The organism is Candidatus Campbellbacteria bacterium, from assembly GCA_034521025.1.
In the GTDB taxonomy this organism is placed as follows: Bacteria; Patescibacteriota; Minisyncoccia; order Phycocordibacterales; family JAXHMZ01; genus JAXHMZ01.
On record JAXHMZ010000004.1, the window covers coordinates 75,669 to 99,793 of the forward strand.

General features: G+C 40.7%; 25 protein-coding genes. All 25 read left to right on the plus strand.

The window, feature by feature from the left end:
* Positions 1 to 4 precede the first annotated feature (4 nt).
* The 25 genes from U5L75_01905 (at position 5) to U5L75_02025 (ending at position 24,089) form a co-directional block, all read left to right on the plus strand.
* Entirely contained in the window at positions 5 to 382 is a 378-nt protein-coding gene (locus tag U5L75_01905; protein MDZ7726313.1) for a F0F1 ATP synthase subunit delta, read from the plus strand.
* A 9-nt stretch (positions 383 to 391) separates the two neighbouring features.
* A complete protein-coding gene (atpA, locus tag U5L75_01910; GenBank protein ID MDZ7726314.1) occupies positions 392 to 1,885 on the plus strand; it encodes a F0F1 ATP synthase subunit alpha in 1,494 nt (497 codons plus the stop codon).
* A gap of 5 nt (positions 1,886 to 1,890) precedes the next feature.
* Entirely contained in the window at positions 1,891 to 2,808 is a 918-nt protein-coding gene (gene atpG / locus U5L75_01915; protein ID MDZ7726315.1) for an ATP synthase F1 subunit gamma, read from the plus strand.
* Between the two features lie 11 nt (positions 2,809 to 2,819).
* On the plus strand, positions 2,820 to 4,187 hold the full coding sequence (atpD, locus tag U5L75_01920) for a F0F1 ATP synthase subunit beta (GenBank protein ID MDZ7726316.1): 1,368 nt from the start codon (positions 2,820 to 2,822) through the stop codon (positions 4,185 to 4,187).
* 5 nt (positions 4,188 to 4,192) lie between these two features.
* Positions 4,193 to 4,459: a F0F1 ATP synthase subunit epsilon gene (locus tag U5L75_01925; protein ID MDZ7726317.1), complete on the plus strand. Its 267-nt coding sequence runs from the start codon at positions 4,193 to 4,195 to the stop codon at positions 4,457 to 4,459.
* Between the two features lie 49 nt (positions 4,460 to 4,508).
* Positions 4,509 to 4,946, plus strand: a complete 438-nt coding sequence (locus U5L75_01930; GenBank protein MDZ7726318.1) for a carbonic anhydrase — start codon at positions 4,509 to 4,511, stop codon at positions 4,944 to 4,946.
* Between the two features lie 117 nt (positions 4,947 to 5,063).
* The gene (locus U5L75_01935) at positions 5,064 to 5,426 is read left to right on the plus strand and encodes a hypothetical protein (protein ID MDZ7726319.1); all 363 of its coding nucleotides are present in this window, start codon (positions 5,064 to 5,066) and stop codon (positions 5,424 to 5,426) included.
* 63 nt (positions 5,427 to 5,489) lie between these two features.
* Positions 5,490 to 5,810, plus strand: coding sequence for a 4a-hydroxytetrahydrobiopterin dehydratase (locus U5L75_01940; protein ID MDZ7726320.1), 321 nt, complete (start codon positions 5,490 to 5,492; stop codon positions 5,808 to 5,810).
* Positions 5,811 to 5,828: 18 nt separating this feature from the next.
* Positions 5,829 to 6,080, plus strand: a complete 252-nt coding sequence (locus U5L75_01945; GenBank protein MDZ7726321.1) for a hypothetical protein — start codon at positions 5,829 to 5,831, stop codon at positions 6,078 to 6,080.
* 129 nt (positions 6,081 to 6,209) lie between these two features.
* Positions 6,210 to 6,503 carry a hypothetical protein gene (locus U5L75_01950; GenBank protein ID MDZ7726322.1) on the plus strand — a complete coding sequence of 98 codons (294 nt, stop codon included), beginning with the start codon at positions 6,210 to 6,212 and terminating at the stop codon, positions 6,501 to 6,503.
* A 66-nt stretch (positions 6,504 to 6,569) separates the two neighbouring features.
* Positions 6,570 to 7,673 carry a redox-regulated ATPase YchF gene (gene ychF, locus U5L75_01955; protein MDZ7726323.1) on the plus strand — a complete coding sequence of 368 codons (1,104 nt, stop codon included), beginning with the start codon at positions 6,570 to 6,572 and terminating at the stop codon, positions 7,671 to 7,673.
* A gap of 151 nt (positions 7,674 to 7,824) precedes the next feature.
* Entirely contained in the window at positions 7,825 to 10,713 is a 2,889-nt protein-coding gene (gene leuS / locus U5L75_01960) for a leucine--tRNA ligase (protein ID MDZ7726324.1), read from the plus strand.
* An 85-nt stretch (positions 10,714 to 10,798) separates the two neighbouring features.
* The gene (locus U5L75_01965; protein ID MDZ7726325.1) at positions 10,799 to 11,842 is read left to right on the plus strand and encodes a sigma factor-like helix-turn-helix DNA-binding protein; all 1,044 of its coding nucleotides are present in this window, start codon (positions 10,799 to 10,801) and stop codon (positions 11,840 to 11,842) included.
* 65 nt (positions 11,843 to 11,907) lie between these two features.
* Positions 11,908 to 13,152 carry a hypothetical protein gene (locus U5L75_01970; GenBank protein MDZ7726326.1) on the plus strand — a complete coding sequence of 415 codons (1,245 nt, stop codon included), beginning with the start codon at positions 11,908 to 11,910 and terminating at the stop codon, positions 13,150 to 13,152.
* A 1-nt stretch (position 13,153) separates the two neighbouring features.
* Positions 13,154 to 14,119, plus strand: a complete 966-nt coding sequence (mltG, locus tag U5L75_01975) for an endolytic transglycosylase MltG (protein ID MDZ7726327.1) — start codon at positions 13,154 to 13,156, stop codon at positions 14,117 to 14,119.
* 47 nt (positions 14,120 to 14,166) lie between these two features.
* A complete protein-coding gene (gene mnmA, locus U5L75_01980) occupies positions 14,167 to 15,249 on the plus strand; it encodes a tRNA 2-thiouridine(34) synthase MnmA (protein ID MDZ7726328.1) in 1,083 nt (360 codons plus the stop codon).
* A 13-nt stretch (positions 15,250 to 15,262) separates the two neighbouring features.
* Entirely contained in the window at positions 15,263 to 16,123 is an 861-nt protein-coding gene (locus U5L75_01985; GenBank protein MDZ7726329.1) for an ATP cone domain-containing protein, read from the plus strand.
* 8 nt (positions 16,124 to 16,131) lie between these two features.
* Positions 16,132 to 16,932, plus strand: a complete 801-nt coding sequence (locus U5L75_01990; protein ID MDZ7726330.1) for a PD-(D/E)XK nuclease family protein — start codon at positions 16,132 to 16,134, stop codon at positions 16,930 to 16,932.
* Positions 16,898 to 17,197: an MGMT family protein gene (locus U5L75_01995; protein ID MDZ7726331.1), complete on the plus strand. Its 300-nt coding sequence runs from the start codon at positions 16,898 to 16,900 to the stop codon at positions 17,195 to 17,197. The genes U5L75_01990 and U5L75_01995 overlap by 35 nt, the downstream gene beginning before the upstream one ends.
* A complete protein-coding gene (locus tag U5L75_02000; GenBank protein MDZ7726332.1) occupies positions 17,181 to 17,834 on the plus strand; it encodes a methyltransferase domain-containing protein in 654 nt (217 codons plus the stop codon). The genes U5L75_01995 and U5L75_02000 overlap by 17 nt, the downstream gene beginning before the upstream one ends.
* A complete protein-coding gene (locus tag U5L75_02005) occupies positions 17,834 to 18,448 on the plus strand; it encodes a uracil-DNA glycosylase (GenBank protein ID MDZ7726333.1) in 615 nt (204 codons plus the stop codon). The genes U5L75_02000 and U5L75_02005 overlap by 1 nt, the downstream gene beginning before the upstream one ends.
* An 82-nt stretch (positions 18,449 to 18,530) precedes the next feature.
* Entirely contained in the window at positions 18,531 to 20,267 is a 1,737-nt protein-coding gene (locus U5L75_02010; protein ID MDZ7726334.1) for a M3 family metallopeptidase, read from the plus strand.
* A gap of 1 nt (position 20,268) precedes the next feature.
* Positions 20,269 to 20,877, plus strand: coding sequence for a prephenate dehydratase domain-containing protein (locus tag U5L75_02015; protein MDZ7726335.1), 609 nt, complete (start codon positions 20,269 to 20,271; stop codon positions 20,875 to 20,877).
* A 51-nt stretch (positions 20,878 to 20,928) separates the two neighbouring features.
* Positions 20,929 to 22,812 carry an alanine--tRNA ligase gene (locus U5L75_02020; protein ID MDZ7726336.1) on the plus strand — a complete coding sequence of 628 codons (1,884 nt, stop codon included), beginning with the start codon at positions 20,929 to 20,931 and terminating at the stop codon, positions 22,810 to 22,812.
* 65 nt (positions 22,813 to 22,877) lie between these two features.
* Entirely contained in the window at positions 22,878 to 24,089 is a 1,212-nt protein-coding gene (locus U5L75_02025) for a hypothetical protein (GenBank protein ID MDZ7726337.1), read from the plus strand.
* The last annotated feature ends 36 nt before the right edge of the window (positions 24,090 to 24,125 follow it).

Below are 24,125 nucleotides of genomic sequence, written 5' to 3' on the forward strand. Positions count from 1 at the left end.
AACTATGCAATCCGCGAAAAAAACAGCACTAGTTATTATTGAGGCACTAAACAGAGGGAGTGAACCCAGTGAGATAGCTCAGTTGGTTGTAGATAAACTGCAAAATAGTTCCCAAAAAGAACAGCTGAGACTCATTGTTTTCTATCTCCGAGAATACGCAAAGAAGGAGAAAGAACGAAACACTTGCCTTGTAGAGAGTGCGACAGAATTAAACGAAGAGAAATTGTCGCAAATTAGAGACGTGTTTGACGTGAAGTCCGAGGAAGTAAAAGTCGTGACAAGCCCAAATCTTGTGGCCGGATTTCGCGCTAAGTATGGAGATATATTTATAGACAAAACCCTATCAACTCGCTTGAGGAAACTAAAAGAAGCGGTCACTTAAAATACAGCTATGAAGATAGATACACTAATAAAAGAATTAAATCAACGCATCGATAAAGCTGAAATAGATTCCGATGTAGAAGAAGTTGGAACGGTAGCAGAGGTGCATGACGGGATCGCTAGAATTTCCGGCTTGTCGGCCGTAGAATCTTCTGAAATGCTTTTGTTCCCCGGTGGAGTGATGGGTCTTGCTCTAAACCTGGAAGAAGACGCAGTGGGTTCAATCATCATCGGAGACGCGAGCGGGATCAAAGAAGGTGACACAGTAAAAAGAACTAAAAATATCCTTTCCATTCCTGTCGGCGAAAAAATGATCGGGAGAGTTATAAACCCACTAGGAGATCCGCTCGACGGCAAGGGTGACATAGAATCAAGGGACAACTATCTTCTTGAGAAAAAGGCCCCCGGAGTGATGGAGCGAGAGCCTGTCTCAGAGCCTGTGCAAACCGGAATAAAAGCAATAGACGCGATGATACCGGTTGGCAGAGGACAGCGTGAGCTCATCATCGGTGACCGTCAGACAGGGAAAACGACAGTGGCGGTGGATACGATACTAAATCAAAAAGGCAAGGATCTGATTTGTATTTATGTTGCCGTCAATCAAAAACAATCAAAAGTTGCCAGAGTGGTCAAAACCCTCGAAGAAAATGGAGCACTTGAGTACACCACTGTAGTTTTAGCCGGCGCCTCTGATGGTCCTGCTCTTTCTTATCTTGCTCCATACGCCGGCGCTTCACTGGGAGAGTATTTTATGGATCAAGGCAAAGATGTGTTGGTAGTATTTGACGACCTGTCAAAACATGCTGCTTCTTATCGAGAGATCTCACTCTTATTAAGGCGCCCTCCCGGACGAGAGGCATATCCGGGTGACGTGTTTTATATTCACTCTAGATTATTGGAACGAGCCGCCAAGAGAGACAAAGAACACGGAGGTGGATCAATGACCGCTCTACCTATAATCGAGACGCAGGCGGGGGATATTTCTTCGTACATTCCTACTAACGTTATTTCTATAACAGATGGACAAATTTTCCTTGAGACCGGGCTGTTTTATCGAGGCGTACGTCCGGCTATAAATATTGGAAACTCGGTTTCTCGTGTCGGGGGTTCGGCGCAGATCAAGTCAATGAAGAAAGTATCCGGACGAATGAAATTAGACCTTGCTCAATATAGAGAACTGGAGTCTTTTTCTCAATTTGCATCAGACTTGGATCAGGAAACAAAACAATCACTCGATAGGGGTCAACGAATTGTAGAGCTTTTAAAACAACCAGCTAACAGGCCTGTGCCCGTAGGAATTCAGATCGCTCTTGTCTACGCCGTAAACTCTGGCTTTCTTGACGAGGTTCCTATCCAGGAAATTTCTAAATGGGAAAAAGATCTGTGGTTGTATCTCGAATCGTCCCACGCTGATCTATTGGATAAATTGGTAGATGGTTGGGACGATGAAACAGAGGAATCTCTAAAGCAAGCGCTTTATAAATTTGAGAAAACTCGGACTTAATTGATATGGCTGGGAATACGAAAGCAATAAAAGAGAAGATCAATACTGTTGGTAACTTAAAGAAGATCACCAGAGCTATGGAGATGGTGGCGCGCAGTAAAATGAAAAAGGCAATCGACTTTGCAGTATCAGCTCGTCCATATACTGAATACGCGTTGGAACTTTTGGCTAATCTTTCTAAGAACGGAGATGAAAATAATAAGTATCCGCTTTTGCACGAAGGAGTCGGAGAAAATGATCTGGTGCTCCATATTGCTTCTGAGAAAGGTCTTTGTGGCGGGTATAACGCGCAAGCTTTGCGTTCACTAGAATCTTTCATTTCGAAGGCCGACCCTGAAAAAATGCATATCATATCCGTGGGCAAATATGCGGATCGCCACGCGGAAAAAACCGGAGCGTTTTTTCTACAGAATTTTAGAGTAAAAGAAAATGTAGAATTTAGAGAAGCACAAGAAATATCAGAGTTTATTCTTGAACGATTCAAAAAAGGAGAATACAGACGAGTCTTTATATCATATACAAACTTCGAGACAGTTTTTTCTCAAAAGAATGTTGTGTCTAGACTACTTCCAATTACCCGCGAAAGTGTATTAGAGACCATAGCTAGCACCGCTGGTACGGAAAACAGAGATCATACAGAGGAAACTATCCAGGCAGAAGACCTGGTTGAATATAAATTTGAGCCGAGCAAAGAAGAAGTGTTGGAGAAAATTTTACCTCAATTGGTTTCTGTGCAGGTTTATCAGGCGCTGCTTGAATCTGATGCAAGTGAGCAAAGCTCTAGGATGGTAGCCATGAAAAACGCCACTGACAACGCGTCCAGCTTGGGTGAAGAGCTGAGCATACGATACAATCGTGCCCGCCAAGCCAGCATTACAAATGAAATAATAGAGATCGCCGCAGGTGCGAATGCCGTTAAATAAAGATAAGAAATATGAAAGGAATTATTACACAAATTATAGGACCAGTTGTTGATGTTCGATTTGAAGAAGATCTGCCGGCTATAAACGAAGCTTTGGAAGTAAATAAAGAAGACGAGATATTGATTCTTGAAGTGGCCCAACATCTTGGTTTAAACGAAGTCAGAGCTGTAGCTATGAGCTCAACTGACGGCTTGTATAGAGGCAAAGAAGTTACTTCTACCGGAAGCTCAATTTCTGTTCCGGTAGGGGAAAAAGTGTTAGGACGTATGTTCAATGTTGTTGGTCAACCCATTGACGAACTGCCGGCAGTGGAGACAGAGAAAACATATCCTATACATCGCAGAGCTCCCACTTTGGTGGATCAATCCACTCAAAGCGAGATACTCGAGACGGGAATAAAGGTCATTGACCTGATCTGTCCTTTCTTGCGCGGAGGTAAGGTTGGACTTTTTGGCGGTGCCGGAGTAGGTAAAACAATTATTATTCAAGAATTGATCCGCAATATAGCCACAGAGCACTCGGGATATTCTATGTTCGCCGGAGTCGGTGAAAGAACCAGAGAAGGAAATGATCTTTATAGAGAAATGAAAGAGTCCGGGGTGTTGGATAAAACCGCTCTTATCTTTGGGCAAATGAATGAACCGCCGGGAGCTCGCGCCAGGGTCGCTCTATCGGCTCTTTCGATGGCAGAGTACTTTCGCGACGAAGAGAACAGGGACATCCTACTCTTCATAGACAACATTTTCCGCTTTACCCAAGCCGGCTCGGAGCTATCTGCCTTGCTTGGTCGCATGCCAAGTGCGGTTGGTTATCAACCAACACTAGCTAGTGAGATGGGTTCACTTCAAGAACGCATTACTTCTACCAAAAAAGGTTCCATTACGTCCATACAGGCGGTATATGTACCGGCGGACGACTATACGGATCCGGCTCCGGCGACTACGTTTACGCACTTGGATTCAACGGTAGCACTTTCTCGCGATCTTGCTGCCCAGGCCCTGTTTCCGGCCGTAGATCCGCTCGACTCCTCTTCTACTATTCTTGAGCCTGATGTGGTTGGGGAAGAACACTATCGCACAGCCCAGGACGTACAGAATGTATTGCAAAGATACAAAGATCTGCAAGATATTATTGCCATTCTTGGTATGGATGAACTTTCTGATGAGGACAAGCTAACGGTATCTCGTGCGCGTAAAATTCAGCGCTTCTTGTCGCAACCGTTTTTCGTGGGAGAGCAGTTTACGGGCATCACCGGTAAATACGTACCTGTCTCTGAAACCATCCGCGGTTTTCGCGAGATCATTGATGGCAAGCACGATGACACACCTGAGCAGGCATTCTATATGAAGGGAAGCATAGATGAAATAAATGAGCAGTAGATCTTATGCACGAAAAATTTAAGTGTAAAATAGCAACTCCTCTTGGAAACGTATTTGACTCCACAGTGGAAAGGGTAACGATTCCGACAGAGTCCGGAGAAATAACCGTACTTGCTCACCATGAACCTTTAGTCGCATTGGCGCGCAAAGGGGCGGCAATTCTTGAAATTGAAGATTCTAGTGAAAAACACTTTGAACTTGGAGAAGGAGTTGTGGAAATGAGGCGAGACGGAACTCTGCTTCTTTTGCTAGAAAGTGCAGTGGAAAAATAAAATCCTCCAACGGATAGTGTGTGTTTAAAAAATTAAAGTTGAGAAAACAATGACAAATAACAAAAAGACTCTGATCGCGATCTATTGCTCCGACCCGCGTTTTACGGGATCGGCTGAATCTAGAGCGATAGAGAGCTTTAAGAACAAATTTGAAAACGAACTGGGGCTTTCGATCGAAAGCGTGGATTTTATTCGTATTCCCGGACCTGATGCTCTAGCAGTCAAATATAGCGATGAAAAACGTAATGCTACTACAAGTTTTATACTAGATCTAATAGGAGCACATAACGTAGTTGGTGTAGCTATCGCGGGGCATAGCGACTGTGCCGGCAATCAAGCTAGTGACGAGGATCACAGAAAGGACACAATAAGCTCCGCTGAGTATCTTCATGATACTATTTTTCAAGGTCCAGTGGGTGCGTTCTTGATGTTTCCTCCGAGCGACGGTAGAGAAGAAAGAGTAGAGACTCTAAAGTTAATTTCATAGTCAAGCTGGCAACTTAGAAGATGCGTAATTTAATTAGTTATTTATCTATTGAATAGAGCTTTTATTAGCAACTACTTGCATTATCAAGGACTTTATGGTCAAAATAGTTCCTGTGATATGAAATATGTAGTTAAAAGAATTATTAATCTATTTCCCGGAAGGTTTCTTTTTGCCGGTCTAAATGGAAACAACCTAGGTAAAGAAGAAGATGATCGGGAGGTTATAAATATACTTGCGCGCTATAGGGAGATCAAGCAAGAACAAAACGCGATCGTAATAGAGACTGCGTTACCTATAACCGAATCCGACAAGAAAAGTGTTAGAGATATGTTGGGAGCGCCGGAGAATACTTTAGTCGTTGAGAAATTAAGTCCCGCACTAGTTAATTCGTTGCAGATAATATATCAAGGTCAGATATATAGTTTCCAAAGCGATAATAGGTTAGAGAAAGTAAAAAAGAATTTTATACACATAAAATAGAGTTCCGGCGCCTTGAGTTTGTGTGCTATAGTAGCATTGTTCGATCCTAAATGAGTCAATTCTATGCAAGAACTTTTGGATTATAATTGCGAGGAAATAGACAAAAAAGAACTCTCGCAAGAAGAGATAGATGAATATCTTGATGAACTTCCCGACTGGAACTTAAATGAAGATTCTACTATCTCCAAATCGGTTACTTTTGATTCATTTGCGGAAGCGGTTGAGTATGTGAATTCTGTTGCGTCAATTGCAGAGTCTGAAGATCATCATCCGGATATTGATCTGCGCTATAATACTGTTTATCTAAGACTGACCACTCACGACCTCGGAGATCTAACACTTTGTGATTTTGTTGTCGCGGCTAAAATAAGTGGACTAAGTTAAAAAAGTAAAAACAAAACTATGGGAATTAAAGATTTCATGACAAGAAAACTCCTTGAGCGTCAGATGAAAGATATGCCCAAGGATCAGAGGGATATGATCATAGCGGCAGTGCAAAAAAATCCCGAACTTTTTGAAAAAATATCAAAGGAAATACAAGAGAAAACCAAACAAGGCAAAAATCAAACGGCTGCCGCTATGGAGGTTATGAGAGCGCACCAGAGTGAATTACAACAAGCAATGCAAGATGTAGGTCAAAACAACAATAATTGATCTATTAAGTTTTACCTTGCGCAAAATTGAGAATAATTGTAAAACTAAACCAGTAATCCTATATAAGGATTTTGTTGTTTAAGTGAATAGAATTCTGGCTGTAGGCATTCCGAGAAAGGAGAGAGAGTTATGAGACGGCTACTGGGTGTTTTCTTGCTGATCGCCCTGTCGAGCATAATAACCAGGATGAATGGTACTCCAATTGCTTGGGAGACGTTGGTAAGCTTTGTCTTGGTTATGGCGCTCCTTTGTGTGCTGTTTCTTCCGTACATAGCAAGATGGTACAACAACGGAAACAGTTGCGATGAATTGGAGGCGGAACTGACTAGACTGAGAAGAGAAAACGATGAATTGAGAAGAAAGAACCAAGAAAAATACCAAAAAGGAATTCTAGTAAAAACAGACAAATCAAAGACTAGCTAAATCAAAGCGCCCGTAGTTCAGCGGAGCGCTTTTTATTTAACGGTTTTTTGCTACAATGCGCTCTGTATGAGCTTATCTATTGGCATAGTAGGTTTGCCAAATGTTGGCAAATCAACCCTTTTTAACGCGTTAACACGTAATAATGTTTTGGCGGCTAATTATCCGTTTGCCACGATCGATCCTTCGGTGGGTGTGGTTGCAGTGCCGGATGAAAGGGTGGAAAGACTTTCTAAGTTATCAAATTCAAAGAAAACCATTCCGGCAGTTGTCGAGTTCGTTGATATTGCCGGGTTAGTGAAGGGAGCGTCAACGGGAGAAGGTCTGGGAAATGCGTTTCTTTCAAACGTGAGAGAAACGAACGCGATAGCGGAAGTGGTGCGAATTTTTGAAGATGAAAGTGTTACTCATGTTAGCGAAAAAATAGATCCGCTTGATGATATCGAGACAATAAACCTGGAACTGATCTTGTCCGACGAGCAAACAATAGCCAAAAGGCGCGGGAATATAGTGAGAGACGTAAAACGAGGAGACAAAGACGCCGTAGAGGAAGACAGAGCTCTCGAGAACTTAGAGAAAACACTCCGGGAAGGTGTTTTTATTTCACACAAAGGACTCAATAGTGATTTAGAAGAAAGGTTGGCAAGAGAGCTCAATCTTCTGACAGCAAAACCTCTAATTTACGTTTTAAATAAAAAAGCCGGTGCAAAAAACTTGGATGAAATAGACGACGAGAGATTTAAAAAACTGATGAGCTTTTTAGAAGGTTCCAAAAGTGAATATGTGATCGTTGACGCAGGCATAGAAGACGAGTTAAAAGACATTGAAGCTCGTGAAAAGGGAGTATTTCGCGAGGAACTTGGAGCGCCGGGAGATGACGGCATAAGTAACCTCATAAAATCAGGATATGCATCACTTGATCTGATCTCTTACTTCACTACCGGGGAGGACGAAACCCGTGCCTGGACAACCAAGCGAGGATCTACAGCCCCAGAAGCTGGAGCGGCGATCCATACGGACTTCAAAGAAAAGTTTATCCGAGCCGAAGTTATTTCATACGGTGAATTGATCGCGATCGGGTCTTTCGCCAAAGCCCGTTCCGAAGGAAAGATACGTACTGAAGGAAAAGAGTACGTGGTAGAAGATGGCGATGTTATCGAGTTTAAAATTTAGATATATTTAATATAATAAAAGCTTGTCATTGTTCTAATTTACTTGTCTAATATATATGATATACTGCCTTAGTAACACGCTGGACTAGATGTTTAGCTACGTTTAGCAGACTATTTGGGAATTATTTATACCTTTTACTAATTTGGGCTTTATGACTAAATACGACCACAAGGATATAGAGGAAAAATGGCAAAAATTTTGGGCGAAGCAAGATCTATATAAAGCCGTCGATAATTCAGATAAAGAAAAATATTACATTTTGGATATGTTCCCATACCCGTCCGGTTCGGGGCTTCACGTGGGACACGTAGAGAGTTATACAGCAACCGATATCTACTCTCGTTTTAAGAGAATGCAGGGCTATAACGTTCTTCACCCAATGGGTTGGGATGCGTTCGGATTACCGGCAGAAAACTACGCAGTCAAGACTGGCGTTCCCCCGCAAGAAACCACAGACAAGTCTACTGATGTATTTAGAGAACAGATAAAATCTCTTGGCCTTTCTTATGATTGGTCGCGAGAGATCAATACATCCTCTCCAGAATATTACAAATGGACACAGTGGCTTTTTTTGTTGCTTTACAAAAATAAACTGGCGTACAAAAAGAAAGCCACAGTAAATTGGTGTCCCGGATGTCAGACTGTCTTGGCCAATGAGCAGGTAGTGGACGGAGAGTGCGAAAGGTGTGATTCGGCCGTGGAAAAGAAAGAATTATCACAGTGGTTTTTCAACATTTTAAAATATGCCGACGAGCTAATTGATGGTTTAGATACGGTAGACTGGCCAGAGTCTACAAAACTGGCTCAAAAAAATTGGATAGGAAAAAGCGAAGGAGCTATTTTTAGATTTCCCCTGAATAAAAAATTTCGTTACGTGATCTTACATGGGTACGCGAGTGGCCCTGAAAAGCATTTTTTGCCTTGGCTCAGGAGGAAACTAGAGGAGCAAGGTCACTCTGTAGAAATTCCCACACTACCGAACTCTGACGATCCAAACATTGAAGAGCAAGTAAAATATGTAAATGAAAACGTTAATTTAGATGAAGATACAATACTCTTAGGACATTCGCTTGGTACTGTAGTTGCTCTAAAGTATCTTGAAAATTCAAACAGCAAGATCCATGAGCTTGTGTTGTTCGGTGGGTTTATCGATACCGATATCAACGTAGACCGGGACTTTTTTGAGACCTTTGATTGGAAGTTTGATTTCGAGAATATAAAGGATAAGTCTCGAAGTATAAAAATTGTTCGAGACGAAAGCGATGATTCTATACCGCCTGAACAGGCCGAAAAAATTGAACGCAGGATCGGCGGTGAGATCATAGATGTGCAGGCTCGCAAACCACATTTCAGAGATTCAGAAGAGCCAGAGGTACTGCGTACTTCACTTCCGTCAATCGAAGTGTTTACTACTCGTCCTGATACTTTATTTGGTGCTACTTATATGATCGTTTCTCCTGAGAACAGCTTGGTAGAAAAATATGCTAAATATATTGAGAATATTGATGAGGTCAGGAGTTATGTAGAGAGCGCAAAAGCGAAAACAGATATTGAACGAAGCTCAGAAGAAAGAGAGAAAACCGGGGTTGAATTAAAGGGACTGAAAGCGATAAATGAAGCAACGAAAGAGGAGCTGCCTGTGTTTGTCGCGGACTATGTTTTGAATACTTATGCTACAGGCTCGATCATGGCTGTTCCAGCTCATGATGAGAGGGATCATCAATTTGCCGAGAAGATGAATTTGCCTATTGTCGAAGTTGTATCCGGCGAAGGTGATCTGCCCAGGTCTGAGCCGGGTGTACTTATAAACTCTGGTGAATTTGATGGATTTTCTAACGCTGAGGCGAGGAGCAAAATTACTGAAGCATTTGGAGGAGAGATAAAAACAACTTATAAACTAAGAGATTGGCTAGTATCGAGACAGCGTTACTGGGGAGCACCAATTCCTATAGTGTATGATCCGGAAGGAAACCCCCATCCAATTCCCGAAAAATACTTACCGTGGGAGTTACCTACGGATGTAGATTATCAACCAAAAGGAACAGCGCCTTTGGGTTCTTCAGAAGAGCTAAAAAAGCGCACCGAAGAAATTTTTGGAGAAGGATGGACTCCGGAGATCGATACCATGGACACCTTTGTTGATTCAAGTTGGTACTATATGCGCTTTACAGATCCACAAAACGCGGATGAATTCGCTAATAGTGAAAAATTGGATTCTTGGCTTCCCGTTGATATGTATATAGGAGGAGCGGAGCATACTGTATTGCACTTGTTGTATGCGCGATTTTTTACAAAAGTACTTCGAGATCTTGGTTATCTGGGGATAGACGAACCTTTTCAATCCCTAAGACATCAAGGTATGATACTTGGTCCGGACGGAAATAAAATGAGCAAAAGCAAGGGGAATATTGTTAACCCAGATGAAATGATGGAGCGCTTTGGAGCTGATACTGTTCGAATGTATGAGATGTTCATGGGGCCACTAGAGCAAGCCAAAGCATGGTCTACTGACAATATGATCGGCCTAAGAAGATTCTTGGAGAAGTCATGGCGACTACAAGAAAAAGTTACAGAAAAAAGTGAGACTGCAGGTAGTATTGTAGCTCGCACGATCAAAAAAGTTACCGAAGATATTGAAAACCTCCAGTTTAATACCGCGATCTCTGCCTTAATGATCTTAGCTAACGATTTTGATAAGAAAGAAAAGATCTTAGAGGCGGATTTCGAAGCTTATTTGCGTCTATTGGCACCATTTGCTCCACATATTACTGAAGAGATGTATCAGAATTTGGGCTATAAAACTTCAGTCCATTCGACTAAATGGCCTGAATTTAAAGAAGAAGACCTGTCTCTAGATGAGTTGACCTTAGCAGTACAGGTAGACGGTAAGGTACGAGATTCGATCACGGTTCCGAGCGAGGCGAACGAGGAAGAGATAAAACAAATGGCTCGTACCGAAAAGGTAGAAAAATGGATAGACGGCAGAGAAGTTAAAAAAATAATCGTTATACCGGGGAAGATCGTTAGTATCGTCCTATAAGCTTATGTAAATTACAAATATTTAGAAAATATAAATTTGACTATTTGTAAAATCAGTGTTAATATAAATCAAATTAAAAAAGAAAATGTCCAGAAAACTAACATTTAAACCCAACCAAGTAACAAAGAAACTAATTATAGTTCTTCCAGAACGAGCAAGAGATATAATAGTAGCTCGCTATGGACTTGGACAGAATCGCGAAAAAATGACCCTAGAAGGAATAGGGAATCTTTATGGTATCACCAGAGAGCGCGTTAGGCAGATAGAAAACCATTCCCTAAATTCAATTCGTAAGTCAGAGCAATATGAAGAACATCAGATATCTTTCAAGGAGCTTGAAGAGATCATCAGATCTCTCGGAGGTGTAGTAGCTGAAGAGGATCTTCTAAAACATCTATCAGACAGCGAAAGGATTCAGAACCACATAGTATTCCTTTTAGAGCTAGGAAATAACTTCAAGAAACAAAAAGAAGATAAACACCTAAAGCATCGTTGGTACATTGAGGACGAATTACACGATAAGGTGCACAAAGCGATACAAGATCTCTATTCTAACCTGACTGACGAAGAGCTGGTTACTGAACCGGAGATCATCAGTCGATTTCTCGAGCACGTTAAAGATGTCTCTGAAGAATATAGAAACGAAGAGATCGCTAGGCGGTGGCTTGGTGTTGCTAAGCATATAGATCGTAATCCTCTTGGCGAATGGGGACGATCCACTTCTCCTAATGTGAGAGTTAAGGGAATGAGAGACTACGCTTATCTGGTGATTCGAAAACATGGTTCCCCAATGCATTTTCGTGAGGTTGCCGAAAAAATTAATGAAATGTTCGGCAAGAAGGCTCATATCGCGACTACTCACAACGAATTGATAAAAGATCCTCGCTTTGTGCTTGTAGGTAGAGGTTTGTACGCTCTACGTGAGTGGGGTTACGAAACCGGAGTGGTAAAGGATGTTATCAAATCGATACTTAAAAAACACGGACCACTTTCAAGAGAGAACATAATGGAGAAAGTTATGAAGGAGCGTTACGTGAAAGGGAACACGATCCTCGTTAATCTCCAAGATACGGAAGTCTTTGGAAAAGACTCAAGAGGTAGGTACTATTTAAAAGGTAGCTCAAAGTAAAACGCTTACTCTATTTTCTTTGTAGGGAAAGACGTTCAGAATCTTTCTGATATAATGTAACTGATATGGAGCAATTTGTTCAATCATTCGAGCAAGTCACAACTGCTATAGGTCTTTTCTTGTATTTGACTTATCCAATATTACTTCCCCTGCTCCTCCTTTATGGCTTTTGGCAACTGTGGGTAACTTACGTACGTTCAAAGTTTATAGAAGATACGAAAGAGCAGGTTTTAGAGATAAAAGTACCGCGGGAAGTAAAGCGAACGCCTCTGGCAATGGAGCTTGTATTAAACGCTTTATATCAAACGGGGGGCGAGTCGACTTGGTATGATCGCTACGTTCTGGGCAAGGTGCGCTCCTGGTTTTCCCTTGAGATAGTATCGATCGGCGGCAATGTCAGGTTTTTTATATGGACCCCAGCAAAATGGAAGAACTTAATAGAGTCTCAACTATATGCTGAGTATCCCGGTATTGAAGTATTTGAATCTCCCGATTACGCGAAGTTTGTCTCATTCGATGAAAGTAAAATGGACTATTGGGGCTGTGAATTTGTGTTTTCAGAGCCGGATTATTTGCCACTAAAAACATACATGGATTACGGCATGGATAAGCAAGCTGGTATGAAAGATGAGGATAAGGTAGATCCACTGCTTCCTACTATAGAATTTATGAGCACACTTTCTAGAAAGGAGCAGTTCTGGATTCAAATAGTAATCAGGGCTCATAAGGGTAGAAGTAAGGCCGGCGCGGGATTTTTGGGAATTTTGCCGGGCAAAGAAAAGTGGCAAGACACAGGTAAGAAGGCAATTAAAGAAACCACTGAAGCGGAGTCGAGCGGCGCTGAGGGAGCTCCTCAGTTCAAGGGACGCCTTCTCAATAAGAGTGAAGAACAGTACGTAGAAGCAATCAATAGAAACATCTCAAAGTATGGTTTTGACACTGGAGTTAGAGCTTTATATATGGGTGAAAAAGAAGCTTTTCAGGGAGCTAATATTCCAGGGTTCATCGGTTCATTTAGACAGTTTGGCGCAAATAATTTAAACTCTTTGCGTCCTAATAACGTTACAGATTTTGATTATCCGTGGATCAAAGAGCTTAGAAAGAAAAAGCTTTCAGAGATGAAAGAAAAAATGCTAAAGGCATATAAAAGACGACAGTTTTTCCATGCCCCATTTATTAGAAAACACCAGGTGTTGAATGCCGAGCAGTTGGCCACTCTCTACCACTTCCCATCGGGAATAGTAGAAACTCCAGCCCTATCAAGAGTACAGTCACGCAAAGCTGAGCCACCTACAAACCTTCCAACTTAATATGGTTTTTTCACGAGTAGTCGCAGTTTTGGTTATTGTTTTCGTTTTTACTGCCTTAACAGTAAGCGCGATATTTTGGTTATCTATAACACCTAAGGCTACTGATGAGCCGGTAAAAGTTGAGATAGAACGCGGTTCAACTTTGAGCGATTCCGCTCAAAAATTAAAAGAAGCTGGGATTATCAAATCCGCTCTAGCGTTTCAAACTTATTTTCTATTTAAGGAGGACGAAAGCAAGATCGTCGCGGGTGAATATCGCTTTCTCGGAACTTCAACCGTCGAGGAGATAGCGACTCGTTTAACCGAAGGTGATTTTGAAAATGGTTCATTAGGCATTTCTATCCCGGAAGGTTCTACCATTCAAGAGATCGCCGCTATTCTAAACAACGAATTATCGTCTTTTGATAAGGAAGATTTTCTTAAAAAAGCGTCTCTTTTTGAGGGTTATCTTTTTCCTGATACATATATTTTTCATAAGGATGTAACTTCTGAGGAAGTAATCAGGAAAATGTATTCGAACTTTCAAAATAAAGTAGAAAGTATTGTAACCGAAGACGCTTTGGAAGATCATTCACTGAATGAAATTATCACTATGGCTTCAATTCTTGAGGAAGAAGCGGGGAATATGGACTCTAGACAAATAATTTCCGGAATTCTTTGGAAGCGTTTAGAAAAAGGTATGCCCCTCCAAGTTGACGCTGCCTTTCTTTATGTCGATGAACTTGATGGAAAAAATACGTATTCTCTGACAACAGAAGATCTGGCGATAGAATCTCCATACAACACATATACAAATACCGGATTACCACCAACGCCGATCACTAACCCGGGACTTGAATCTATTAGAGCGGCCGCAAATCCAATAGACTCAGAATACATTTTTTATTTATCTGATACTCAAGGAAACACATATTATGCCGAAACGTTTGAGGAGCATATAGACAATCGTCAATTCTTGGGCAGCTAAAATTTTCTCGGTTTTAAATACTTGGTAAGTATAATAGTGTAAACGCTATGGTTAATAAGTGGAGTGAAAAAGAAAAAGTTTTTGTCGGGATGTCGGGCGGAGTAGATTCTTCTGTTGCGGCGCTCCTGCTGAAAGAGGCGGGTTTCGAGGTAACCGGTGTTTTTATACGTGGTTGGTATCCCGAATTTCTAACTTGTAATTGGAAAGAAGATAGACGTGACGCGATGCGCGTCGCGGCGGCCTTAGACATACCCTTTTTAACTATAAACGCCGAAGAATCCTACAAGAGAGAAGTAGTCGACTATATGATCTCTGAGTATTCTCGCGGACGAACCCCGAATCCGGATGTTATGTGTAATCGACATGTAAAATTTGGGGTTTTTTACAAAGAAGCCATCAACAGAGGCGCTGATTACATAGCAACAGGTCATTATGCCAAAATGGATTCGAATAGCGAAGAAATAGAGTTAAAAATGGGCGAAGATCGAAATAAAGATCAGTCTTATTTTCTCTGGAATGTTGACAAAAGCGCGCTAACTAGCACTTTATTCCCCCTCGGTAACTATAAAAAAGAAGAAATTCGGAGTATTGCAAAGAAAAATAATTTGGTAACCGCGAACAAAAAAGATAGCCAGGGTGTGTGTTTTCTCGGCAAGGTTTCTATGAAAGAGTTCATATCACACTATGTTTCCCCCAAAGAGGGTGAGGTCTTAGACCCTTACGGAGAGGTTATCGGTTATCACCCTGGAGCGATGTTATTTACATACGGTGAAAGAAAGGGATTTACCGTGACCAAAAAAGGAACTGAAGATAAACCACGCTATGTGGTTGCCAAAGATATAGAAAAAAATACCATAACGGTTGCAGAAAAAACTAACGACAAGTTTTCAAAATATAATAAAGAAAAAGTGCTTATTGAAAATACCAATTGGATATCGCGAGAACCTGAAGAGAGCGAAGAATTGCTAGTGCGCTATCGTTATAGACAACCACTGATAAGGGCAAAGCTGCAAAAAAATGACGAATATCACATTGTCATCTTTGATGAACCCCAAGAGTCCGTTACGTCCGGCCAGTCTTTGGTCGTATATAAAGACGATGTTTGTTTGGGCGGGGGTATAATCATGTAGTATACTACCCACTATGGGTAAAAAAGAAAACGAAAAAGAAGAAGTGGAAATAATAAAAATGGATGGGTCGCGAGAGATATTTGATCCCAATAAATTGCGACATTCACTTGAAAAGGCCGGAGCGGGATCAGAAACAATAGAAGCGGTGGTGTCTAAAATAGAAAGCGAAATAGAAGACGGAATGACCACAGGTACGATCTACAAGCGTGCTTATGAAATTTTAGAGCGAAAGGAATCTACAGCAGCCGCCCGGTATTCGCTTCGCCGAGCGCTGGTAGACCTTGGTCCCACCGGGTTTCCATTTGAGGAATTTGTGGGTGAAATATTCAGGGCAAAAGGATTCGATGTAAAAGTCGGGGTTATGGTAGAAGGAGAGTGTGTGGAGCACGAAGTAGATATGCTAGCCGAAAACGAGACCTCCGAGATCTCTATGGAAATTAAATTTCATAATAGTCAAAAGATCAGGTCGGATCTGAAAGTGGCTCTCTACGTCAAGTCGCGCTTTGAAGATATACTCAGTCGCCAACAAAAAGACGGAAATGGAAAGAAAAAGGAAGGTTGGCTTCTAACTAACACTAAATTTACCAAAAATGCTCTTGATTACGCGGAATGTGTCGGCTTAAAAATAGTTTCGTGGAGCTACCCTGAAAAAGGAAATTTGCAAGACTTGGTTGAGGAAACCGGCCTTCATCCTCTGACTTGCCTAACGAGTTTACCCGATAAAGAAAAAACCTTACTAGTGGAACAGGGAACTGTTCTATGCAGGGACTTAAAAAATAACACCAAATTGCTTGAAGAGCTTGGATTCAAGGAAGAAAAGATTAACAAAATAAAAGATGAAGCTAGTAAGCTTTGTACTCCATATAGTAAATAAATAAAACCATGGCATTTCCATATAAACGGCGGGACGGCCGCTACTGTTATAAACCGGGCTCAAAAGATCGCTTTCGAGTAAGCAGAACCAAAATTGACCTGTTCTTAGAATGCAAAAGGTGTTTCTACCTAGATCAGCGTTATGGTGTAGCTCGCGTGAAATACCCTCCCTTTACTCTTAACAACGCTGTAGACGAACTTTTAAAAAAAGAGTTTGATAAACATCGAGAAAAGGGAACTTGGCATCCGGTTTTAAAAGAAAACGATTTGCGCCTCAAGCCATTTAAGCATAAAAAAATGGAAGAGTGGCGTGACGCGATGCGCCACGGGGTACAATACGATCTACCCGATACAAATCTTACTATCAGAGGTGGAGTTGATGATATTTGGATAGACGACGAAGGCTTGCTCTACGTAGCGGATTACAAAGCTACATCTAAAGAAGGGGGTCAAGAAGTCAGCATAGATAGCGATTGGCAAATTATGTACAAAAGACAAGTAGAGATCTATCAATGGCTTCTGCGAAGGAACGATTTCAAAGTTTCAAATACAGCTTACTTTTATTACGTTAATGGCTTACGCGACGTCGATAGCTTTAATGGGCAACTAAAATTTAGCGTTAAAATAATACCGTACGAAGGAGACGATAGCTGGCTGGACGGAACATTGGAAGAGATGTATCAATGTCTACTGTCTGAAGAAATACCGGAAAGCCATAAAGATTGTGAGTTTTGCGGTTACTTTGAAGCAGTTTCTGATGTGCTAAACTCAAAGAATGAAGCTTCAGAAAAAGACCAAAGCTCAAAGTAAGAAGGAGAAAGCGAGCTCTTTTAAAGAGAGGGTGCGGGAGGTGGTGAGGAGAATACCCAAAGGAGAAACATTAACCTACGCTGAAGTTGCTCTAAAAGCGGGTTCGCCTAAAGCTTCGCGTGCAGTTGGTAGAATAATGGCTAATAATTATGATGAAAACATACCCTGCCATAGAGTAGTGCGAAGCGACGGCAAAGTTGGAAGTTACAACAGAGGCGGAGAGCAACGTAAAATAACTATTTTAAATAATGAAAGAAGATCATAGCATACCGGAAATTATGAATTCTCGTGAAGACCTGATCGAACAGCTAAAACAAAAAGATGTTCTACGGTCTGAGGAATTAGAGAAAGCATTCAAAAAAATAGATAGAGCCGATTTTGTCTTAGGTGATTATGTACCGGAGGCATATGAAGATTATCCGTTGCCTATTTTAGGTGACCAGACTATTTCTCAGCCGACAACTGTAGCTTTTATGCTAGAGCTACTTGATCCAATACTAGGAGAAAAGATACTTGACGTAGGATCAGGTTCAGGATGGACTACGGCATTATTAGCAGAAATGGTGGGAAAAGAAGGCGAAGTAACGGGTATTGAAATCGTCGATGAGTTAGTCGAAATGGGACAAGGTAATCTCAAAAGATACGATTATCCGCAGGCAGGTGTTTATAAAAGTGGCGAAGTAGAAATACCGGAAAATTATTACGACAAAGTGTTGGTTTCAGCTACGATATCTTCAAACATACCCGAACATTTCATAAGAAGCTTAAAAGAGGATGGACTCTTGGTCTCGCCCGTTGGAGAGGCAATTACACAGTATAAGAAGCAGGATGGCGGCTTGATCGAATTAAAAACCTTTCCTGGTTTTGTATTTGTGCCATATATCTATAACGTAGAGGAATAATGAAAGACGAAAAGCGTGACGTGCGACATGAAAAGCTAAAGACTATTCGCGACAGAGTAGTTAATCTAAAAGATTCTACACTGTATTCATTTCGTAACGAAAACGAATATTTACCCGTTATTGGTCAAGGCGATCACTATGCCGAAATAATGTTCATCGGGGAGGCGCCGGGCGAATCTGAAGCCAAATCCGGAGTTCCTTTTTGCGGTAGAGCCGGCAAGGTGTTGGATGAGCTTTTACAGTCAATTAATATTCCAAGAGAGGAGGTTTATATTACAAATATCGTAAAAGACCGTCCGCCCCAGAACCGCGATCCTTCACCCGAAGAGATAGCTCTATACGCGCCTTTTTTGGACGAGCAAATCGAGATAATTGAACCGAAGGTGATAGCTACGTTGGGACGATTTTCTATGGAATATATTTTGAAGCGCTACGGTCTGGAGGATAAAATCGAACCCATTTCCAAAATTCACGGTCAATTAGTAAAGGCAAATTTCAAATATGGCGATGTTTTCATAACTCCTCTTTATCACCCCGCGGTAGCTTTATACAACGCCGGTCAAAAAGAAACTTTGATCGAAGATTTTAAAAACATAAAAAAGGCATTATCTTAAATTAGGGATAGAAATTTAAATTTTACTCTTTTTTTGTTATCCTTATACTTTAATCGAGGAATTTCTAAGGGGAGATTATAAAATGAAAAATAATACAGAATGGGACCTTTCTGCCATATACAGCTCCATCGATGATCCCAATATCGAGAAAGATGTCAGAAAGATCGAAAGAGAATATAAAAAATTTGCGGATACTTACAAAAAGAAGAACGTATCTTCAGTTACTGTATTAGAAAAGGCGCTGAAAGATCTTGAAAAGTTATACACTCTACCCAAACCCATTGCCTATCTTTTTTTAAAGAAGTCGGTCACTACCAACGATAAAAGAATAGATGCCAAAATTGCTCAATTGCACCAACGAATTGTGTCTGCTCACAACTCCGTTTTATTTTTCGAGATCAAGTTGGCACAAATTACAAAAAAGCAGCAGAAAGAGTTATTAGGGTCTTCTTCGTTAAAGGAATATCGCTATTTTTTGAAAAAAATATTTAACGCCTCAAAACATATTCTTAATGAAAAAGAAGAAGCGTTGTTAAATTCACTTTCATTACCGTCAGAGGAAATGTGGATCGATCTAACAGAAAGGCTTGTAAATAATGACGAGGTAGAATTTGAAAATAACAAAGTTCCTATTTCAGAAGCGATGAATCGTGTGGCTGGTTTGAGAACAAAAAAAAGAAGAAGTCTTCATTCTTTGATAATGAAAAAGTTGGGTGAACATTCAGAAGTCGCGGAGGCAGAAATCAATGCAATATATACGAAAAAGAAAATTACAGATTCTAAGCGCGGTTATAGAATACCGCATCAAGAAACACTGATCGATTTTGAAACCACCGATAAGGAGCTACAGCTTCTCAGAGAAGCAGTATTAGAAAATATCAAGGTTTCCCACGATTTCTATGATGTAAAAAGGCAGCTCCTAGGACTTAAGTATTTAACGTATGCGGACAGAAACGCCGAAATCGGAGGTCTGAAGACGACGTTTAGCTTCGATGAATCGGTTGAAATTTTGAGGGATGTTTTTGCTAAAATCCATCCAAGATCACTCCATATATTTGACAGAATGCTCAGTGACGGGCGCATAGACGTATTTCCAAGGAGAAATAAGACGGCCGGCGGTTTTTGTTTTGGCACCACAGAATTTCCGACCTTTGTTTTACTAAATCATGTTAACACCTTCGATTCTCTATTAACGCTAGCGCATGAAATGGGACACGCAATTCACACTGAGATGGCAAAGGATGCAAGGCCTTTATACCAGAACTATTCCACAGCAGTCGCTGAATTTGCTTCGAAGTTCTTCGAAAATATTGTTTTTGAAGAAGTATTAAAACTCGTTAGTAAAAAAGAACAAAAAGTATTACTGCATAACAGGATAAACCAAGATATTTCAACAATTTTTCGTCAGATGGCGTGTTTTGAATTCGAAAGTTCACTACACTCTGAGATTCGACAAAATGGTTATGTTGCCAAGGATCAAATAGTGGAAATTTTGAATAAAAAAATGAGATCTTATCTTGGACCTTCTGTAAGAATGTCTGCCGAAGACGGGAACTTTTTCGTTGCGTGGTCGCATATTCGTAGATATTTTTACGTTTATTCATATGCCTATGGTGGTATACTCTCACGAGTTATGTATCAGAACAGCATAGAAAATCCCAAAGTACTGGAAAAAATGTTCAAGCTGTTGGCTAGTGGTGGCAGCAGAAGTCCTAAGGATCTTTTCAAGCAAGCGGGTATAAATACTGAAGACAAGTCAACTTACAAAACGGGCATTGAATCAATAAAAGCAGATATAAAGAAACTAAAAACATTGTAAAATGGAAAATAATAAAGATAGCGAAAAATTGGTAATTGGCATCCAAGGAGGCCCAGGAAGCTTTAACGAAGAAGCGGCTCATTGGTACGCCAAGGGGCATCGTATTCCCAATTATGAATTAAGCTATTGCTATACAACTGATAAGGTGCTAGCTCTGTTAGCAGAACATAAAATAGACAGAGGTATATTTGCTATACAAAATTCAGTTGGCGGAATGGTTGATGAATCCATTTACGCGATGGGAAGGCAGCTTTTTGAGATCGTTGATCAGTTTGAAATAATAGTAAACCATAATCTGTTGGTGTTACCGGGTATAGAAATGGACGGTATCGTAACAATAATGTCTCATCCGCAAGCATTGGCACAGTGCAAGTCTACATTGTCCTTGCAGTATCCTGACAAAAATCTGCGATCAGGCGAAGGAGAACTTATCGATCAGGCGATGGCGGCAAAAGCATTGTCAGAAGGCCAGCTGCCTGAAACTACCGCTGTTTTGGCATCACAAGCAGCTGCAGATCTTTATGAACTTAATATTCTGGATAGAGGATTACAGGATAAAACGGAAAACTATACAACCTTTCTCTTTGTCTCAAACCTCAAGCCAGAATAATTTCAGTGTCGATCGTTTTGATATTTATTCTTTTCCGATATACTCAAAATTATGAAAACAGCAGAAGTAAGAAAACGCTATCTAGACTTTTTTGCAAGCAAGGGGCACAGAATCGTTCCTTCGGCTTCTTTGGTACCCACAGATGATCCCACCACTCTTTTTACTGGCTCTGGTATGCAGCCTATGGTTCCTTACTTACTAGGCGAAGACCATCCCTTGGGTTCTAGGATAGTTGATTCGCAAAAATGTTTTCGCGCGGAAGATATTGAAGAAATTGGAGATAACCGCCATACGACCTTTTTTGAAATGCTTGGCAATTGGTCCCTGGGTGACTACTTTAAAGAAGAACAACTCTCCTGGCTTTTTGAATTTCTAACAGATAAGGAAGCGGGGTTAGGCTTAGATCCGGAACGGCTATATATAACTGTTTTTCACGGTGATAAAAACAACGATCTGCCTAAAGATACTGAGTCGGTAGAAATTTGGAAGAGTTTGTTCAAACAAAAGAACATTGAGGCAAATGAGGTTGAGGTAGGCACTGAGGAAAATGGTAGTGAGATCGGTTTAGAAGGAGGTCGTATTTTTTACTATGATGCTTCAAAAAACTGGTGGAGCCGCGGTGGCACCCCCGATGATATGCCGGTGGGCGAACCGGGTGGTCCCGACAGCGAGGTTTTTTATGAATTTCAAGATGTAGAACACGATCCGGCGTTCGGTAAAAAATGCCACCCTAATTGTGATTGCGGACGTTTTCTCGAGATCGGCAATTCCGTATTTATGCAGTACGTAAAAAAAGCAGAAGGTCATTTTGAAAAACTACCTAAAGAAAATGTAGATTTCGGCGGTGGATTAGAACGACTAACAGCTGTTACGGAAGACTTCTCCGATATATTTAAAATTGACGTATTGCGCAGTATTATTGAAAGACTTGAGGATCATAGCGGTGAGAGATATGAGAATTCTGAGAATAAGAACTCATTTCGTGTGATCGCGGATCATATTCGCGGTGCTGTTTTTATGATCTCTGATGGCGTTACACCCTCAAACAGCGAACGAGGATATTTTGTTAGGCGTCTAATACGTCGTTCTATCCGCCACGCGAATTTACTTGGTATCGAAACGAAAAAATTAAAAGACCTTGTTTCTGTAGTTGCTAACAATTATCGAGAAGTTTATCCAGAGGTTTTTGAAAGCCAAGAATGGATACAAGATGAAATTGAATCTGAAGAGAGTAAGTTTAAATTAGCACTCGATAGAGGATTAAAAGAATTTAGAAAAATTATTGAAAAAGAAGACAAAATTAGCGGCAAGGGTGCATTCAAGCTGTTTACTACTCATGGATTCCCGTTTGAGCTCACAGAAGAATTGGCGCGAGAGTACGGTAAAGAAGTAGACAAAGAGGCATTTGAGGAAGAATATAGGATCCACCAAGAGGAATCCAGAAAAGGAGCGGATAAGAAGTTTAAGGGGGGACTTGGGGACACTGGTGAAATGTCAGTAAAATATCACACAGCAACGCACTTATTAAATGCCGCCCTAAGAGATGTACTTGGAGAACACGTAGAGCAAAAAGGATCGAATATTACTCCAGAAAGACTGCGTTTTGACTTTTCTCACAGCGAAAAACTTACAGAAGAAGAGAAAAAAGAAATCGAGACTTTTGTTAATGGAGCGATCGAAAGAAGCTTACCGGTGAGCTATAGCGAAATGACCTTAGAAGAAGCAAGAGCTCAAGGAGCAGTGGGGGTATTTGAAGATAAATACGAAGAAAAAGTTCGGGTGTATAAGATCGGAGATCGTAGCACAGGAGTAGTCAGCCTGGAAATTTGCGGTGGTCCTCACGTTGAAAATACCGGGGAGTTGGGAAAATTTCGTATCAAGAAAGAAGAGGCGTCTTCAGCCGGAGTTCGCCGAATAAAAGCAATTCTTGAATAGCCGTCTAAGTCCGTCCACACCTAGAGTATAATTTTTAGACAAAAATACGCTATACTGGGAATGCAATGGTTCTATTTGGTAATAAAAATACCTCAGAGGAAATAACCTTGATTTTTGATGTCGGCTCTTCTTCGGTGGGAGGTGCTATAGTTCGCTACCAAGAAGATACGCTGCCTCAAATATTGTTTACGGCGAGAAAGGGAATCGAGTTTAAATACGACTTTGATTATGATCGTTTTTACAAATCAATGCTCGATTCCCTGGAGTCTGTAACAGTAGATATTCTAACTTCTCTTTCGGGGTCAGTTGAAGAAGTATCAGACTCAATTGAAGAATCAAGGTCCAGAGTTTTAGGTAAACGATCAAAACGCAAGATAAAAAATATTTTTTGTGTATTCTCTTCACCGTGGTATATGCCACGAGTGGTTGACGTTCATAACGAATTTGAAAATGAAACTCAAATTACTTCTGATGTGATCATAGAAATAGTTAAAGGAGCTGCTAAAGATCTCAAAAAAGAAATTGCACCGGCGGATTCTATAAGTCTTTTGGAAGAGAGGATATTAGAATATAAACTGAATGGTTATAGTATAGACGATCCTTTATCTTCTACAGCGAAAACAGCCGACCTCAAACTATATTTCTCAGCCGCTGCTAAGCAAACTCTAAGTGCGGTAAAAGAACCTATAAGAAAAAATTTCTCTTACAGAAAGATACGCACATTTTCATTTATGATGGCGTATTTTTCAGTGATGCGCGATATGCATCCGGCAGTAAACTCTTTTGCTGTTTTTGATTTTAGAGGTGAAGTCTCAGAGCTTGCTGTCATAGAAAATGATATTTTGGTTTCAACGGTTACGGTTCAAATTGGGAAAAATGAGCTTATTCGGGAGTTATCTAGCTCCTTGAACATTGATCTCTTTGAGGCAACCACTAAGCTCAATCTCTATTTTGCCGGTAAACTTACTGAAGGTTCAGCTGATAATATAAGGTCAATTGTAGAAGAGAAAAAGGAGGAAATGAAAAACGAGCTTTTGAATAATATAGAAAAAGGCATATACATACCCAATACAAGCTTTGTTCTGGCTGATATGGATATGGAAGATTACGCGGCTGATCTGATGAATTCGATTTATTTGATTAATTCACGTGAATCTGACATTAAGATCCTGACCAGCGAATACTTCGATAAATTTGTTACCTTTTCTAAATCTCGCTACAAAGATCATTTTCTATCGCTAGAATCTCTTTTTTTCAGACCAATAGTTAACAGTTAGTTATGAAAAAAAGTGCATTATAAGATATACTTCTAA

Excerpts from the sequence above, each read along its gene's own strand:
- U5L75_01905 (MDZ7726313.1), top strand. The coding sequence starts at position 5 with ATGCAATCCGCGAAAAAAACAGCACTAGTTATTATTGAGGCACTAAAC.
- atpA (MDZ7726314.1), top strand. The coding sequence starts at position 392 with ATGAAGATAGATACACTAATAAAAGAATTAAATCAACGCATCGATAAA.
- atpG (MDZ7726315.1), top strand. The coding sequence starts at position 1,891 with ATGGCTGGGAATACGAAAGCAATAAAAGAGAAGATCAATACTGTTGGT.
- atpD (MDZ7726316.1), top strand. The coding sequence starts at position 2,820 with ATGAAAGGAATTATTACACAAATTATAGGACCAGTTGTTGATGTTCGA.
- U5L75_01925 (MDZ7726317.1), top strand. The coding sequence starts at position 4,193 with ATGCACGAAAAATTTAAGTGTAAAATAGCAACTCCTCTTGGAAACGTA.
- U5L75_01930 (MDZ7726318.1), top strand. The coding sequence starts at position 4,509 with ATGACAAATAACAAAAAGACTCTGATCGCGATCTATTGCTCCGACCCG.
- U5L75_01935 (MDZ7726319.1), top strand. The coding sequence starts at position 5,064 with ATGAAATATGTAGTTAAAAGAATTATTAATCTATTTCCCGGAAGGTTT.
- U5L75_01940 (MDZ7726320.1), top strand. The coding sequence starts at position 5,490 with ATGCAAGAACTTTTGGATTATAATTGCGAGGAAATAGACAAAAAAGAA.
- U5L75_01945 (MDZ7726321.1), top strand. The coding sequence starts at position 5,829 with ATGGGAATTAAAGATTTCATGACAAGAAAACTCCTTGAGCGTCAGATG.
- U5L75_01950 (MDZ7726322.1), top strand. The coding sequence starts at position 6,210 with ATGAGACGGCTACTGGGTGTTTTCTTGCTGATCGCCCTGTCGAGCATA.
- ychF (MDZ7726323.1), top strand. The coding sequence starts at position 6,570 with ATGAGCTTATCTATTGGCATAGTAGGTTTGCCAAATGTTGGCAAATCA.
- leuS (MDZ7726324.1), top strand. The coding sequence starts at position 7,825 with ATGACTAAATACGACCACAAGGATATAGAGGAAAAATGGCAAAAATTT.
- U5L75_01965 (MDZ7726325.1), top strand. The coding sequence starts at position 10,799 with ATGTCCAGAAAACTAACATTTAAACCCAACCAAGTAACAAAGAAACTA.
- U5L75_01970 (MDZ7726326.1), top strand. The coding sequence starts at position 11,908 with ATGGAGCAATTTGTTCAATCATTCGAGCAAGTCACAACTGCTATAGGT.
- mltG (MDZ7726327.1), top strand. The coding sequence starts at position 13,154 with ATGGTTTTTTCACGAGTAGTCGCAGTTTTGGTTATTGTTTTCGTTTTT.
- mnmA (MDZ7726328.1), top strand. The coding sequence starts at position 14,167 with ATGGTTAATAAGTGGAGTGAAAAAGAAAAAGTTTTTGTCGGGATGTCG.
- U5L75_01985 (MDZ7726329.1), top strand. The coding sequence starts at position 15,263 with ATGGGTAAAAAAGAAAACGAAAAAGAAGAAGTGGAAATAATAAAAATG.
- U5L75_01990 (MDZ7726330.1), top strand. The coding sequence starts at position 16,132 with ATGGCATTTCCATATAAACGGCGGGACGGCCGCTACTGTTATAAACCG.
- U5L75_01995 (MDZ7726331.1), top strand. The coding sequence starts at position 16,898 with ATGAAGCTTCAGAAAAAGACCAAAGCTCAAAGTAAGAAGGAGAAAGCG.
- U5L75_02000 (MDZ7726332.1), top strand. The coding sequence starts at position 17,181 with ATGAAAGAAGATCATAGCATACCGGAAATTATGAATTCTCGTGAAGAC.
- U5L75_02005 (MDZ7726333.1), top strand. The coding sequence starts at position 17,834 with ATGAAAGACGAAAAGCGTGACGTGCGACATGAAAAGCTAAAGACTATT.
- U5L75_02010 (MDZ7726334.1), top strand. The coding sequence starts at position 18,531 with ATGAAAAATAATACAGAATGGGACCTTTCTGCCATATACAGCTCCATC.
- U5L75_02015 (MDZ7726335.1), top strand. The coding sequence starts at position 20,269 with ATGGAAAATAATAAAGATAGCGAAAAATTGGTAATTGGCATCCAAGGA.
- U5L75_02020 (MDZ7726336.1), top strand. The coding sequence starts at position 20,929 with ATGAAAACAGCAGAAGTAAGAAAACGCTATCTAGACTTTTTTGCAAGC.
- U5L75_02025 (MDZ7726337.1), top strand. The coding sequence starts at position 22,878 with ATGGTTCTATTTGGTAATAAAAATACCTCAGAGGAAATAACCTTGATT.